This window comes from Streptomyces misionensis (assembly GCF_007896895.1).
Lineage (GTDB): Bacteria > Actinomycetota > Actinomycetes > Streptomycetales > Streptomycetaceae > Streptomyces > Streptomyces misionensis_A.
This window is the reverse complement of record NZ_VOGW01000016.1, coordinates 88,054-101,706: the sequence shown is the minus strand read 5'-3', so window position 1 is coordinate 101,706 and position 13,653 is coordinate 88,054. Positions and strand designations below refer to the sequence as shown.

At 71.4% G+C, this 13,653-nt stretch carries 12 protein-coding genes; 6 read left to right on the top strand and 6 right to left on the bottom strand.

The window, feature by feature from the left end:
• Positions 1–167: 167 nt before the first annotated feature.
• Complete coding sequence (locus FRZ03_RS02900; protein ID WP_146463610.1) at positions 168–539, top strand: ATP-binding protein; 372 nt, start codon at positions 168–170, stop codon at positions 537–539.
• 7 nt (positions 540–546) lie between these two features.
• Here the strand turns inward: FRZ03_RS02900 and FRZ03_RS02895 are convergent, their stop codons facing one another.
• Positions 547–1,230 carry a serine/arginine repetitive matrix protein 2 gene (locus FRZ03_RS02895; protein ID WP_146463574.1) on the bottom strand — a complete coding sequence of 228 codons (684 nt, stop codon included), beginning with the start codon at positions 1,228–1,230 and terminating at the stop codon, positions 547–549.
• Between the two features lie 59 nt (positions 1,231–1,289).
• Here FRZ03_RS02895 and FRZ03_RS02890 point away from each other — a divergent pair, with 59 nt between their 5' ends.
• On the top strand, positions 1,290–2,246 hold the full coding sequence (locus FRZ03_RS02890; protein ID WP_146463573.1) for a toxin glutamine deamidase domain-containing protein: 957 nt from the start codon (positions 1,290–1,292) through the stop codon (positions 2,244–2,246).
• 528 nt (positions 2,247–2,774) lie between these two features.
• Here FRZ03_RS02890 and FRZ03_RS02885 read toward each other — a convergent pair.
• The 5 genes from FRZ03_RS02885 to rpsL form a co-directional block, all read right to left on the bottom strand.
• The gene (locus FRZ03_RS02885) at positions 2,775–3,716 is read right to left on the bottom strand and encodes a hypothetical protein (protein ID WP_186785228.1); all 942 of its coding nucleotides are present in this window, start codon (positions 3,714–3,716) and stop codon (positions 2,775–2,777) included.
• 204 nt (positions 3,717–3,920) lie between these two features.
• A complete protein-coding gene (gene tuf, locus FRZ03_RS02880; protein ID WP_146463572.1) occupies positions 3,921–5,114 on the bottom strand; it encodes an elongation factor Tu in 1,194 nt (397 codons plus the stop codon).
• A 156-nt stretch (positions 5,115–5,270) separates the two neighbouring features.
• Complete coding sequence (gene fusA / locus FRZ03_RS02875; protein ID WP_070026323.1) at positions 5,271–7,397, bottom strand: elongation factor G; 2,127 nt, start codon at positions 7,395–7,397, stop codon at positions 5,271–5,273.
• Between the two features lie 39 nt (positions 7,398–7,436).
• Positions 7,437–7,907, bottom strand: coding sequence for a 30S ribosomal protein S7 (rpsG, locus tag FRZ03_RS02870; RefSeq protein ID WP_003998848.1), 471 nt, complete (start codon positions 7,905–7,907; stop codon positions 7,437–7,439).
• Positions 7,908–7,909: 2 nt separating this feature from the next.
• Positions 7,910–8,281: a 30S ribosomal protein S12 gene (gene rpsL / locus FRZ03_RS02865; protein WP_003948652.1), complete on the bottom strand. Its 372-nt coding sequence runs from the start codon at positions 8,279–8,281 to the stop codon at positions 7,910–7,912.
• 476 nt (positions 8,282–8,757) lie between these two features.
• Here rpsL and FRZ03_RS02860 point away from each other — a divergent pair, with 476 nt between their 5' ends.
• The 4 genes from FRZ03_RS02860 to FRZ03_RS38770 all read left to right on the top strand — a co-directional run.
• A complete protein-coding gene (locus FRZ03_RS02860; RefSeq protein ID WP_146463571.1) occupies positions 8,758–9,480 on the top strand; it encodes a Crp/Fnr family transcriptional regulator in 723 nt (240 codons plus the stop codon).
• 159 nt (positions 9,481–9,639) lie between these two features.
• Positions 9,640–10,494, top strand: a complete 855-nt coding sequence (locus FRZ03_RS02855) for a hypothetical protein (RefSeq protein ID WP_146463570.1) — start codon at positions 9,640–9,642, stop codon at positions 10,492–10,494.
• Positions 10,491–12,653 (top strand): hypothetical protein, encoded by a 2,163-nt coding sequence (locus FRZ03_RS02850; protein ID WP_146463569.1) that lies wholly within the window; start codon positions 10,491–10,493, stop codon positions 12,651–12,653. The genes FRZ03_RS02855 and FRZ03_RS02850 overlap by 4 nt, the downstream gene beginning before the upstream one ends.
• A gap of 19 nt (positions 12,654–12,672) precedes the next feature.
• Positions 12,673–13,653: PE-PGRS family protein (locus tag FRZ03_RS38770; RefSeq protein WP_186785227.1), on the top strand; the 981-nt coding region annotated here is incomplete at its 3' end.

Genomic DNA, 13,653 nt, shown 5'->3' with positions numbered 1-13,653 from the left:
CCTTCGACGCGTACTCGTACTCGTACAACGCCTGAGACAGCCGAGACAGCCGAGACAAAAGCGGGGACAGTCGCCGTACGCAAGGGCGTTGTCACTCTCATACGCAAGCACGCTCGGCCACGCTGAGTGACGTGAATCAGGAAACCAACCTCCTCCGCACCTTCACGATGCTGCTGTCCGCCACACCCCGCGGCGCCCGGCTCGCCCGGCTGCTCGCCGTGGAGCGGTTGCACACCTGGGGGATCTCGTCGGACGCGGCCACGCACGTGGTCGCCGAGCTGGCGGCCAATGCCGCGACCCATGGCCGGGTGCCCGGCAGGAGTTTCCGGCTCACGCTCTCCGTCGCCGCCGGTACGCTCCGTGTGGAGCTGACCGACACCCGCCGTGAGCGGTTGCCGAAGGTCCAACGCCCTTGTGCCGAGCGGGAGTCGGGCAGGGGGCTGCTGGTGGTGGAGGCGCTGGCCGACCGCTGGGGTGTGTCCTGGGACAAGGTGCCGTGCAAGACCGTGTGGGCCGAGATCACCGTCCCGGGTGACTGATCGTCTTCTAGACCGCCGCCCCGGCCGGAGGCCACGGTGCGGTTCCGGAAGGGGACGGGCCCCACATCGGGGGCGCGGCCGCGGCGAGGAGCCGGCGGCGGTGGCGGCCGCGGCGGACCGCGGTGACGATGCAGATGGCCGGTACCGCGAGCGCCGCCGTCAGGAAGCAGCCGATCGCGGCCAGGATGCCGCCGACCATGCCGCCCACCTCGGGCTTGTCGCCCAGCGCGAACTCGGCCCCGGGGACCTCCGAGGCGCAGGTGACCGGGTAGTCGCCGCCGGTCCGCGGGGTGAGTTCGAGGACGCGGTCCCAGGAGCGGGCGCCGCGGGTGACGCGGAAGGTGCCGGCCGGCTTGGTCAGCGAATCGGCGAGCGCGCTCGGGACGCGGCAGTCGACGTGGCCCCGTTCGGGCTGGAAGACGTAGATCGCCCGGGTCTTCCCCTGCGTGAAGCTGAACGTGCGCTGACCGCCCGCGGCGAACCTGTGCGCGGTGTCGACCGACTCCACCGTGTTCTTGATCACCAGCACGACGAGGGTGACCCCGGTGCCGACCAGGACGACGCCGAGCAGCGCGGCCACCACGTACCACAGGCGCCGGGGGCGCAGGTCCCTCGCCGGAATGACGGGCGGCGCGGGGGGCGGGCCGCCGTAACCGCCGTACGGTGCACCCCAGGTGTTCGGTATGGCCATGACGCCGCATCGTAGAACAGCTGTCGGGGCGGCGGCCGGAGAAGAGAGAGGGGACCGGGATGATGAGCCGGGAGGAGGCCGTGGCGGCGGCCGAGCGGTATCTGCGGACCTCGGCGTATCCGGAACGCGCGCACTCCGTCGTGATGCTTGCGCAGACGGCGCTCTGGTACCCGTACGGCTGGACGGTGCGCTTCGACTTCCGGGAGCACCTGGAGACGGGCGATCCGATGCAGGGCCCCTTCAGCTCGCTCCTCGTCGTCCCGCACGACGGCACGGACGTGCACTTCCCGCCCACCCACATGCCGGCGGAGGTGTATCTGGCGCAGCGGGCCGCGGCGGCGGTGGCGAGCGCCGGCAGTCCGGGGGCGCGCGCCGAGGCGTGGCTGCGGCACACCTACGGCAGCCTGGTGGAACTGGCCGGGCCGGACCGTGAGCCGGTGCACGAGACGGCCGGCGCCTGGCTGTTCGCGTGCCGGGCGGCCCCCCAGCCGGGCTTCCGCGACCCGGGCATGCTCGCCGCCTCGGTGGTGGTGCCGAAGGACGGTGGCATCCCCTTCCATCCGTCCCCCAGCGACCCGCTGGCCGACATGGAGCCGAGGGTGGGACAGGGGACACCGGGCCGGCACCTGCACGCACGCGGCTGTCTCGTCGCCGTGCACTGCGGGATCGACGGCATACCGGTCTCGCCCCTGCCCTGGCGCCCCTTCCACGAGGCCCCCGGCTGGTGGGAGCGGCTCGCGCGCGGCTACTTCCCGGAGTTCGCGCCGGTGGCGGTGAACGGCTGGGACGACGTGATCGGCGCGGTCGGGGAGCCGGGGCCCGGCACCCGGGGCGTCGTCCGGGTGCGGCGGCAGATCGGCGGTCACGAGATCAGCGGGAATCTGATCTACGTCCACAACAACCAGGGCCGGGTCGTGCTCCTCGACGGTCTGGCCGGAGCCCTCGCCCGCCTCGATCCGCCGTCCCTGGTACGGGAGTTGACGCTGCTGCGGGCCGTGCCGGGGGCCGCCGGATGACTCGCCGTCCCGGCGGTGGGGCCCAACGGGCACGTGCAGAAGCTGGGCGCCACCTACGAGCAGCACCGCGAGGGAGGTTCCGCCGGGCTCCGCGGTGAGGTGCGCATCGACGGCCCGGCGCCGCCGGCCGCGCTCGACCTCGGTGTCTCCGTCGGCGTCACGGGCAGGGCGAGCACCTTCGACGGCGAGGCCGCCATCGGCGGCACCGCGGGCCGCGTCGCGCCGGTCGAGGTGTCCGTCTCCGGTGACGTCCCGCAGGTCGCCAAGAAGGTCCAAGGGCTCGTACGACACATCGGTCGACGGCGAGCCGGGCGCCCCGGCCGCCTGGACGGCCGTGGCCGAGCCCGCGGGCACGACCCCGTTCCAGAAGGGCGACGTGACGGCCGACGCCCGCGCCACCACCGCCGTCCCGGCGCGTTCCCGCGGCCCTCGCCGCGCACCCGGAGCCGAGGAGGCCGCCCCGCCGCGCCCAGCCGCCGCAGCCCGAAACCCTGCCGTGCCCCGACGCCCGCCAAGGCTCCGCCGCGACTACACGTCGCTCACCGCGGCCTTGCCACCGGGCCAGTCCCCCTGCTTCGGCACCAGGTTGTTCGCGCTGAGCACGCCGTCCTCGGCCGGCAGGCCCAGGGAGGCGCGCAGGGTGCCCACGGCCGGATCGCGCAGGGAGACGACCAGACGGTAGAGCGGCTGGCCGGTGACGGTCCGGTGGGAGTCCGTGGGGGGCTGGAGCGCCTCGGCCACGGAACGGGCGTCGTAGCCGGGGCACAGCGCCTGGGAGGGCAGGGTTATCTCGCCGCCGGTCCCGTCGCTCACGTCGACGGAACCGCCCTTCTTCGAGGAGGACCAGGTGACGGGCAGCCCGTGGGCGCCGGCCACCAGGCCGTGCGGGCCCTCTATCTCCACCGCCACGCCCTGGCCGCCCAGCGTGCGCGACAGTTCCAGTGCCTTCTTCGCGCCGGGGGCGAAGCCCAGGCCCACGGTGAGGTGGCCCGGCGAGCGGGACGACAGCTTCTCGTAGCCGTAGGAGGCGAGGACCAGACGGGGGCCGGAGCCGGTGCCGGAGGGCTGTGGCTCGTCGGCGCCGGGCGGGAGCGGGAAGTGGTGGTAGTCGCTGGTGCCGCACTGATTGCCGTCGGAGGTGCCGCCGCCGGGCAGGGAGACCGCCTTGGCCGGGCCGGAGGCGGGCCCGGAGGACTGCGGGATCAGACCCGTCTGGAAGGCACCGAAGACCACCACGGCCCCCGCGGCCAGCCAGGGCGCCGCGCTCGCCAGCCAGGCGGTGGCCGACCTGGTGCGCTTCGGGCGGCGCGGGCGGCGCAGTCGTACGGCCGCCGTCCGGGCACGGGCCGAGGGTTCCTTCGGGGCGCGCGTGCCGCCGCCCGCCACCACCTCCCGCAGGAACGCGTCCCACTGCTCGTCGGACGGGGAGGAGGGGTCGTCGGGGCCTTGGGCGGGCGGGACGGTGCTCACGCGGGTCCACTTTCCTCGGATGATCGGCCTGCGGGTGTTCGGCCTGGGGCAAGGTCATTCCTAAGCGGCCCGCGCCCGTCGCACAAGGGGTTCCCGCGTCGCACACGGCGTTCCGGAAAGTGGCGGACATGCGAAGAGGCCCGTACGACCGGAGTCGTACGGGCCTCTCCAGAGGTCAGTCAGTGACCCTCAAGCAAGCGGAACTTACTTGACGATCTTGGTGACCTGGCCGGCGCCCACGGTGCGGCCACCCTCACGGATGGCGAACTTCAGGCCCTCTTCCATGGCGACGGGCTGGATCAGCGAGACAGTCATCTCGGTGTTGTCGCCCGGCATGACCATCTCGGTGCCCTCGGGGAGGGTCACAACGCCCGTCACGTCCGTGGTACGGAAGTAGAACTGCGGACGGTAGTTGTTGAAGAACGGCGTGTGGCGGCCACCCTCGTCCTTGGACAGGATGTAGGCCTGCGCCTCGAACTCGGTGTGCGGGGTGACCGAGCCCGGCTTGATGATGACCTGGCCGCGCTCGACGTCCTCGCGCTTGATGCCGCGGAGCAGCAGACCGACGTTCTCACCGGCCTGGCCCTCGTCGAGCAGCTTGCGGAACATCTCGATACCGGTGACCGTGGTGGAGGTCTTCTCGGTCTTGATGCCGATGATGTCGACGGTCTCGTTGACCTTGAGGACACCACGCTCGATACGGCCGGTGACGACCGTACCGCGGCCGGTGATGGTGAAGACGTCCTCGATCGGCATCAGGAACGGCTTGTCGACGTCGCGCTCCGGCTCCGGGATCGCGGTGTCGACGGCGTTCATGAGGTCCAGGACCGACTGGGTCCACTGCGCGTCGCCCTCGAGGGCCTTCAGCGCGGAGACCTTGACGACCGGAACGTCGTCGCCCGGGAACTCGTACTCGGAGAGGAGCTCACGCACCTCGAGCTCGACGAGCTCCAGGATCTCCTCGTCGTCCACCATGTCGGCCTTGTTCAGGGCGACGACGATGTACGGAACGCCGACCTGGCGGGCCAGGAGCACGTGCTCCTTGGTCTGCGGCATCGGGCCGTCGGTGGCGGCGACCACCAGGATCGCGCCGTCCATCTGCGCGGCACCGGTGATCATGTTCTTGATGTAGTCCGCGTGACCCGGGCAGTCGACGTGGGCGTAGTGACGCGCCTCGGTCTGGTACTCGACGTGCGCGATGGAGATGGTGATACCGCGCTGGCGCTCCTCGGGCGCCTTGTCGATGTTGTCGAACGGGGTGGCCTCGTTCAGCTCCGGGTACGCGTCGTGCAGCACCTTGGTAATGGCGGCCGTGAGGGTCGTCTTACCGTGGTCGATGTGACCGATGGTGCCGATGTTGACGTGCGGCTTAGTCCGCTCGAACTTCGCCTTCGCCACTGGGGTCCTCCTGTGGAGTGGTTCTGTACGCCTTACTTCATCGGCGCCAGGTGATCTTTGCTGTTAATGCCCGGGGCCCGGGGCAAACATCCGGGTTTACGGCTGTTTGCCCCTGGAGGCTCCGGAGTCAAGCCTAAAGCGTGGGAACGCTGTGCGTTACTCGCCCTTGGCCTTCGCGATGATCTCCTCGGCGACGTTCCGCGGAACCTCGGCGTAGGAGTCGAACTGCATCGAGTAGCTTGCGCGACCCGACGTCTTGCTGCGGAGGTCGCCGACGTAGCCGAACATCTCCGACAGGGGCACGAGGCCCTTCACGACGCGGGCACCAGCCCGCTCCTCCATGGCCTGGATCTGGCCACGGCGGGAGTTGATGTCGCCGATGACCTCACCCATGTAGTCCTCGGGCGTGGTGACCTCAACGGCCATCATCGGCTCGAGGAGCACGGGCGAAGCCTTGCGCGCGGCCTCCTTGAAGGCCTGCGAGCCGGCGATCTTGAAGGCGAGCTCGGAGGAGTCGACCTCGTGGTACGCGCCGTCGTGCAGGATGACGCGGACGCCGGTCATCTCGTAACCGGCCAGGATGCCGAACTGCATGGCCTCCTGCGCACCGGCGTCGACCGAAGGGATGTACTCCTTCGGGATGCGACCACCGGTCACCTTGTTCACGAACTCGTACGAGGTGTCGCCGCTCTCGATCGGCTCGATGCCGATCTGCACCTTCGCGAACTGACCGGTACCACCGGTCTGCTTCTTGTGCGTGTAGTCGACGCGCTCGACGGCCTTGCGGATCGTCTCGCGGTAGGCCACCTGCGGCTTGCCGACGTTGGCCTCGACCTTGAACTCGCGCTTCATCCGGTCGACCAGCACCTCGAGGTGAAGCTCGCCCATACCGCCGATGACGGTCTGGCCGGTCTCCTCGTTGGTGTGCACCTGGAAGGAGGGGTCCTCCTCCGCGAGACGCTGGATGGCGACACCCAGCTTCTCCTGGTCACCCTTGGACTTGGGCTCGATCGCGACCTCGATGACCGGCGCCGGGAAGTCCATGGACTCCAGGATCACCGGGTTCTTCTCGTCGCACAGCGTCTCACCGGTGGTGGTCTGCTTCAGGCCCATGACGGCGACGATGTCGCCGGCGCCCACCGCGTCGATCTCCTCACGCTTGTTGGCGTGCATGCGGTAGATCTTGCCGATGCGCTCCTTCTTGCCCTTGACGGAGTTCAGCACCGAGGTGCCGGACTCCAGGCGGCCCGAGTAGACCCGGACGAAGGTGAGCTTGCCGAGGTGCGGGTCGCTCATGATCTTGAACGCCAGCGCGGACAGCGGCTCGTCGTCGGACGGCTTGCGGCGGACGACCTCCTCCGGGTCGTTGACGGCGTGGCCCTCGATGGCCTCGACGTCGAGCGGGGAGGGGAGGTAGCGCACGACCGCGTCGAGCAGGGGCTGGACGCCCTTGTTCTTGAACGCGGTACCGCAGAACACCGGAGTGACGGTGGTGCCGTCGCTCTTGCCGGACGCGATGGTGATGCGACGGATCGCGGCGTACAGCTGCTCCACGGAAGGCTCCTCGCCCTCCAGGTACAGCTCCATGATCTCTTCGTCGTTCTCGGCCACGGCCTCGAGCAGCTTGCCGCGGTACTCCTCGGCAGCCTCGGTGTGGGTGTCCGGGATGTCGACGATGTCGTACATCTCGCCCTTGGTGGCCTCGGCGGACCACACGAAGGCCTTCATCGTCACCAGGTCGACGACGCCCTTGAAGTCCGCCTCGGCGCCGATCGGCAGCTGCATGACCAGCGGCTGCGCGCCCAGACGGTCGACGATCATGTCGACGCAGCGGTGGAACTCGGCACCGGTGCGGTCGAGCTTGTTGACGAAGCAGATGCGCGGAACGCCGTAGCGGTCCGCCTGACGCCACACGGTCTCGGACTGGGGCTCAACGCCGGCGACGCCGTCGAACACCGTCACCGCACCGTCGAGCACGCGCAGGGAGCGCTCCACCTCGACGGTGAAGTCGACGTGCCCCGGGGTGTCGATGATGTTGATGGTGTGGTCGACGTCTTCCAGCGGCCAGTGGCAGGTGGTGGCAGCAGAGGTGATCGTGATGCCACGCTCCTGCTCCTGCTCCATCCAGTCCATGGTGGCAGCGCCGTCGTGGACCTCACCGATCTTGTAGGACACACCGGTGTAGAACAGGATCCGCTCGGTGGTGGTCGTCTTGCCCGCGTCGATGTGGGCCATGATGCCGATGTTGCGCACCTTGGCCAGGTCAAGCGAAGTGGTAGCCATAAGGCTTCAGTCTTCTCTCGGTCTCGATGTGGACTGCGACTACCAGCGGTAGTGCGCGAAGGCCTTGTTGGACTCGGCCATCTTGTGCGTGTCCTCGCGCTTCTTCACAGCGGCACCGAGGCCGTTGGAGGCGTCGAGGAGCTCGTTGAGCAGACGCTCGGTCATGGTCTTCTCGCGGCGGGCGCGGGAGTAACCGACCAGCCAGCGCAGCGCCAGCGTGTTGGCACGGCCGGGCTTGACCTCGACCGGAACCTGGTAGGTGGCACCACCGACACGGCGGGACTTGACCTCGAGGGTCGGCTTGATGTTCTCAAGGGCGCGCTTGAGGGTGATGACCGGGTCGTTGCCGGTCTTCTCGCGCAGACCCTCCATGGCGCCGTAGACGATGCGCTCGGCGGTGGAGCGCTTGCCGTTCAGCAGCACCTTGTTGATCAGGGAGGTCACCAGAGGAGAGCCGTAAACCGGGTCGATGATGACCGGGCGCTTCGGGGCGGGGCCCTTACGAGGCATTCTTACTTCTCCTTCTTGGCGCCGTAGCGGCTGCGGGCCTGCTTGCGGTTCTTGACACCCTGGGTGTCGAGGGAGCCGCGGATGATCTTGTAGCGAACACCCGGCAGGTCCTTCACACGGCCGCCGCGCACGAGCACGATGGAGTGCTCCTGCAGGTTGTGTCCCTCACCCGGAATGTAAGCGGTGACCTCGATGCCACTGGTCAGACGCACACGCGCGACCTTACGCAGGGCCGAGTTCGGCTTCTTCGGGGTGGTCGTGAACACACGCGTGCAGACGCCACGACGCTGAGGGGAACCCTCGAGTGCGGGCGTCTTGTTCTTCTCGACCTTGTCCTGCCGGCCCTTGCGGACCAGCTGCTGGATCGTAGGCACTACTTCTCCGGTTTCTGTGTGCCGATGGGTACAGCTAACCTGGAACGTCGCCGACCCACGCGGTCGGGTGTGTCGAATCCGCCAGACTCCCGCCGCAAGGCGAAAAGGGCGCGAATTACGGTGGCCGGTAGCGGCTCGCCATACGGTTTCAAGGCACGCACAGCAGCCAGGGCACACCCCAGGCACAAGGTCTGAGAGTACCTACCTCACGGACTTCGGTCAAAACAAATGGAGCAGCCCCCGACACGCTGGACTTTCCCACCTCGTCGGCACGGTTTTGTCCCCATCGTCCGCCACTCGGCCGAGGGGCGCCACAGCACGGCGTCGCGGCTGGTCACCCCCCTTCGCTCGGTCTCTCCCCCGCCCGCTGCCCCTTCTCCGCCGACTGGCCGGATTCCGCTCTTGCCGGGCCGGTGCCCGATGCGCTTTCAGTACGTTGATCCGTCCACCGCGGTGAACGATTCGGGGGAACCGGCATGGCGAGCAAGTGGACCGCGTCCGCTCCGTACGACGGCGGTCTCGACGACCGGGTGCCCTTCCTGGCCCGGCTGGAGGCCGAGGACCGGGCGGCGCTGCTCGCGCTGGGCCGGGAGCTGACCTTCACCGCGCGGTCCGTGCTCATCCACCACCACGAGCCGTCCTCCCACGTACTGGTCCTCGTGCAGGGCTGGACCAAGGTGACCGCGGCGGCGGCCAACGGCTACGAGGCGCTGCTCGCGCTGCGCGGGCCGGGCGACATCATCGGCGAGTCGGCCGCGCTGACCGGCCGTACCCGCTCGGCCACCGTGACCGCGCTGGAGCAGGTGCGGGCGGTGGCCGTGCAGCGCGAGCGGTTCACGGAGTTCCTGGCGCACTCCCCCGCCGTCTCCTTCGCCCTGCTCGGGCTCACCTCCGACCGCACCCGCGCCGCCGACCGGCGCCGGCTGGAGTTCGCCTCCATGACCGTCCGGGAGCGCTTCGCCACCCTGCTGCTCGACCTCGCCCGCACCCACGGCCGGCGCACCGCCGAGGGCGTCGAACTCTCCGTGCCGCTGAGCAAGCAGGAGCTGGCCGGCTCGGTCGGCGCCTCGCGCGAGGCGGTGCAGCGCCTGCTGAAGGACCTGCGGGAGCGCGATGTGGTGCGCACCGGCCGCCGGGCGCTGGTGATCGTACGGCCGGACGTGCTGCGGCGGCTCGCCCGGGCCGACGCTCCGGAGTGAGCGCCCGCGCACACAGCGCACTTCCCGGCCTGCGCACGCTCTGTGCACACGGTCACAGTCCCAGTGGGTCATCCGTCCTCACGCTCTTGTGGCGCCGCGCGCCACTCTTCCGACGACGGCGCAGCCCCCCATCACCACGGCACCGAACGAGAGGCGAGCATGAACGATCCCGTGAGCCGGACGATCCTGCTGTTCGACATCGAGAAGTACAGCGACCGGGACGACGTCGAACAGACCTATCTGCGGCGCGTGCTCTACGACATCGCCGACCGCGCCCTGGAACGCGCCGGCATCGACGAGACGCTGCGGCAGCGGGCCGACCGCGGCGACTCCGTCATGGAGCTGATCGACGCGGGCGCGTCCGTCCCGGCGCTGCTGCGGACCCTGCTCACCGAGGTGCCCGCCCGGCTGCACGGGTACAACCGGCTGGCGTCGAGCTCCGCCCAGATCCGGCTGCGGGGTGTGGTCGCGACCGGGTACGTGGCCGTGGACGAGCACGGCGGCTGGGTCGGCTCCGACCTGAACCACGCCTGCCGGCTGCTGGACGCCCCGCTGCTGCGCGCCGCGCTGCGGGAGCGGGACAACGGCTTCGCGCTGTGCGTGTCGGAGGGCGTGCACACCGGGGTCGTACGCCACGACCACCACGGCATCCGGGCCGCCGAGTTCCACCCGGTGACCCTGACCAGCAAGAACGGGCCGCTGCGCGCCTGGCTGCACGGGCCGGTGCCGAGCGGCGCTACCGACCACGGTGGGACGGGGGCGGGGGAAGCCCCGGTGCCGGGCACGTCGGGGGACGTCCCGGCACCGGGGTCGCCGGCCACCGCGGCCCCGGCGGCGCCCGCCCAGACGCCGGCCGCGCCCGCCTCGCCCGGCACGGGCGGCGTGGTGTTCGACTTCGGCGGCGGATCGCCCCGGTTCGGCGGCAGCCTGGTGGCCGGGGACCAGCACGGCGTCTCCGGCGGGCAGGTCACCGGGGACGTGCACCTCGGCGGCACGGCGGGTGAGGGCGCATGACGGCTTCCCCGGCCGCCGCCGTCGGCGACCAGGCCCCCGAGGAGCAGGCTCCGCCGGGCCGGCCGGCGCCCGACGAGGAGCCGTGGCCCGGCGCCGGCCCCGACCCGGAGGAGGAGAACAGCCACGAGGCACGGGCCGCCCAGCGCGAACTGGTCGCGCACACCCCGGGCTTCTTCCTCGGCGAGGGCACCCGCTTCGGCGGCAGCCTGGTCGGCGGCGCCCAGCACGGGGTGTCGGGCGGCCGGGTGGACGGCGACGTGTACCTGGGCGGCCGCACCGAGATCCACCACCACGGGCCCGTCGGCACCACGCCCGACGCGTCCGGCGAGGTGCCCCGCGAACGGATCGAGGAACTGGCCGCCGTCTTCGCCGAGGGGCCCGCCTTCGCGGCCGCGCTGAAGCGGCTGCGCGAGGAGCGGGTGCTGGTCCTCTCCGGCGCGCACGCCACCGGCCGCAACGCCGCCGCGCTCATGCTGGTGCACCGCCTGGGCGTCCCCGCCGTGCACGCGCTGAGCCCCGAGACCGCGCCGGCCGCGCTGAGCGGCGCGCTCACCCGGCCCGGCGGCTACGTCCTGCGGGATCTGCCGCTCAGCCGCAACCGTCCGCTGCGCGACACCCATCTCTTCGCGGCCCGGGACCAGCTCGCCAGGACCGGCGGCTGTCTCGTCGTGACGGTCGAGAACTCGCCCCATCTGCCCGGGGTCACCCCCTGCCCCTGGGCGCCGCCGCCCGCCGAGGAGGTCGTACGGGCGCTGCTGCGCCGGCACCGGCCCGACGAGGCCGACGCCCTGCTCGCGCTGGCGCCCGTGGCCCGCTTCCTCGCGGACACCGACCGCCGTCCGGCCGAGGCCGCCGCGTTCGCCGGTGCCCTCGCGGCGTACGACGGCAGTTCCCAGTCGCTGGCCCGGCTCGCGGACTTCGGGCAGGCCGCCGTCGAGGAGCAGTGCCGCGCCTGGCTCGGCGATCCGGAGCTGGGGCTGCGCGAGAAGGCCTTCGTCATCGCGCTGGCCGTCTTCGACCAGGCGCCCTACGTGCTGGCCGCCGAACTCGCCGACAAGCTGTTCCTGCACTTCGAGCGGTTGCAGCATCCCGAACGGCCGCCCACCGTCCCGGTGTTCGGCCCGGCCGCCGAGGACCGCCTCGCCCTCGCGCGGGCCACCGGCGAGGTACGGCAGGAGCAGACCGAGTGGGGGCCGGTCCCGCAGTTCATGGCCGCCTTCCACGACGAACGCACCCCGCACGTCCTGCTCACCGAGGTGTGGACCGGCCACCCCTCGGCCCGCCCGGCCCTGGTGGAGTGGCTGCGGGAGCTCGCCCGTGACGGCCGTCCCCTGGTCCGCACCCGCGCGGCCGCGGCCGCGGCGCTGCTCACCGCCGCCGACCCGCCCTCGACGATCGCGCTGCTCGTCAACGGCTGGGCCACCGCACAGGCCGTCGGCCCGCGCGTCACCGCCGCCAACACGCTCGCGCTGGCCCAGCTCCTCGACGTGCCGATCGTCCTGCGACTGCTCACCCAGTGGTGCACCGACGGCCACCGGGGACGGCGGTGGACCGCCATCCGCGCCCTCGGCCTGCTCGCCCCGCTCCGCCCCGACCTCGCCGGCCCGGTCCTGGACGCGCTGGCCGCCCGCGCCCGGTTCGACGCCAGCAGCCCGGCCGAGCAGGACCACCTCACCGAGTCCGCCGCCCTGCTGCTCTCCGCCGGGACGCGCCGCGAGGAGGTGCTCGCCGAGTTCGTACGGCTGCTGCAACGGGACACACCCGCGGTCCGCGACCTCGCCCTGGCCGCCTTCGCCCGCGCCTGCGACAACGACGAGGAGGGCGCGCTCGTCGGCTGGTACGCCGAGTCCGGCATGTACCAGCAGGACGCCGCCCGGGACCTGGCCACCCTGTGGCGCGCCGCGCTCAACGACCGCTCCCACACCAGGGCGGCGCTGACCGCCCTGCGGACCTGGGTGCACGTCGCCGCCCGCCGCTCGGACGCCGCCACGGCCCTGGAGCTGCTGCTGCCCGCCCTGGTGGTCAGCGCGGACGACCGCAAGCGCCTCGACCACGAACTGCGCACGATGCGCGCGCAGGACGGCGGCCCCCGCCCACCGATGGCCGAGCATCTGCTCACGGTGCTGCACCCGGCGCCGATGAGCACGGAACGACCCTGAGAACACGAGGAGTTGAGTGATGGCGGACTTCCGCCGCCCACCGGAGTGGTCGCAGAACGCCGACCGGCACACCGAGCTGATCGACCCGGTCCTGACCGTGCGCCCGATCTCGCGGTTCGACTACACCGTGCGCCGGCAGGTCGGCGCGATCGACCACGCCCTGGTCTTCGTCACCGCGGGCGGCTCGTACGACGTCTACATGCCGCCGCACCGCCCGAGCCGCGCGGAGGCCACGACCCGCCGCTACACCTCCGTGTACGAGGTGGACATGGGCAGCCATCCGGTCCGGCTCGAACTCGAACTGCCCAGCGACGACGACGCGTTCTCCTTCGGCGGCACCGCCGACCTCACCTGGCGGGTGGCCGATCCGAAGGCATACGTGGCGAGCGGTGAGCGGGACGTGCCGACCCGGCTCGCCCGGGAACTGCACCAGGTGGCCCGCCCGGTCACCCGGGGCTTCTCCATCGAGGACAGCCCGGGCGCCGAACGAGCCGTGCAGCAGGCGGTCACGGCCGAGGGCGCCTTCGCCGTGGGCACCGGTCTGCACGTCACCTGTGTGGTGCGGCTGCGCCTGGACGACGAGGCGATCGCCCACCGGCGGCGGCTGCGCACCCTGCGCTACGAGTCGGAGATGCTCGACCCCGAGCACGAGTACCGGATGCGCCAGGCCCAGCTCGACCACCAGCTGGAGGTGCTGCGCGAACGGCAGGCCCAGGAGCTGGCCGCCCAGAAGATCGCGTTCTACCAGTACTGGCTCCAGCACGGGGGCGTCGCCATGTGGGCCCTGCACCTCGCGGCCCACCCCGAAGACACCGGGATGGTCATCGGCAACATCCAAAAGGAGCAGCTCGGCGCCATCCGCCAGGAACTCGAACTGATCGCCGGCGACACCCTGGAGGACTACCAGAAGGCCGAGGCGGCCCGCTCCGTCCTGCGCTCCGTCGACGACCTCATGCGCGAGCAGCCGGCCCCGCCCCAGGCGCTGCCCCCGGCCGCGCCG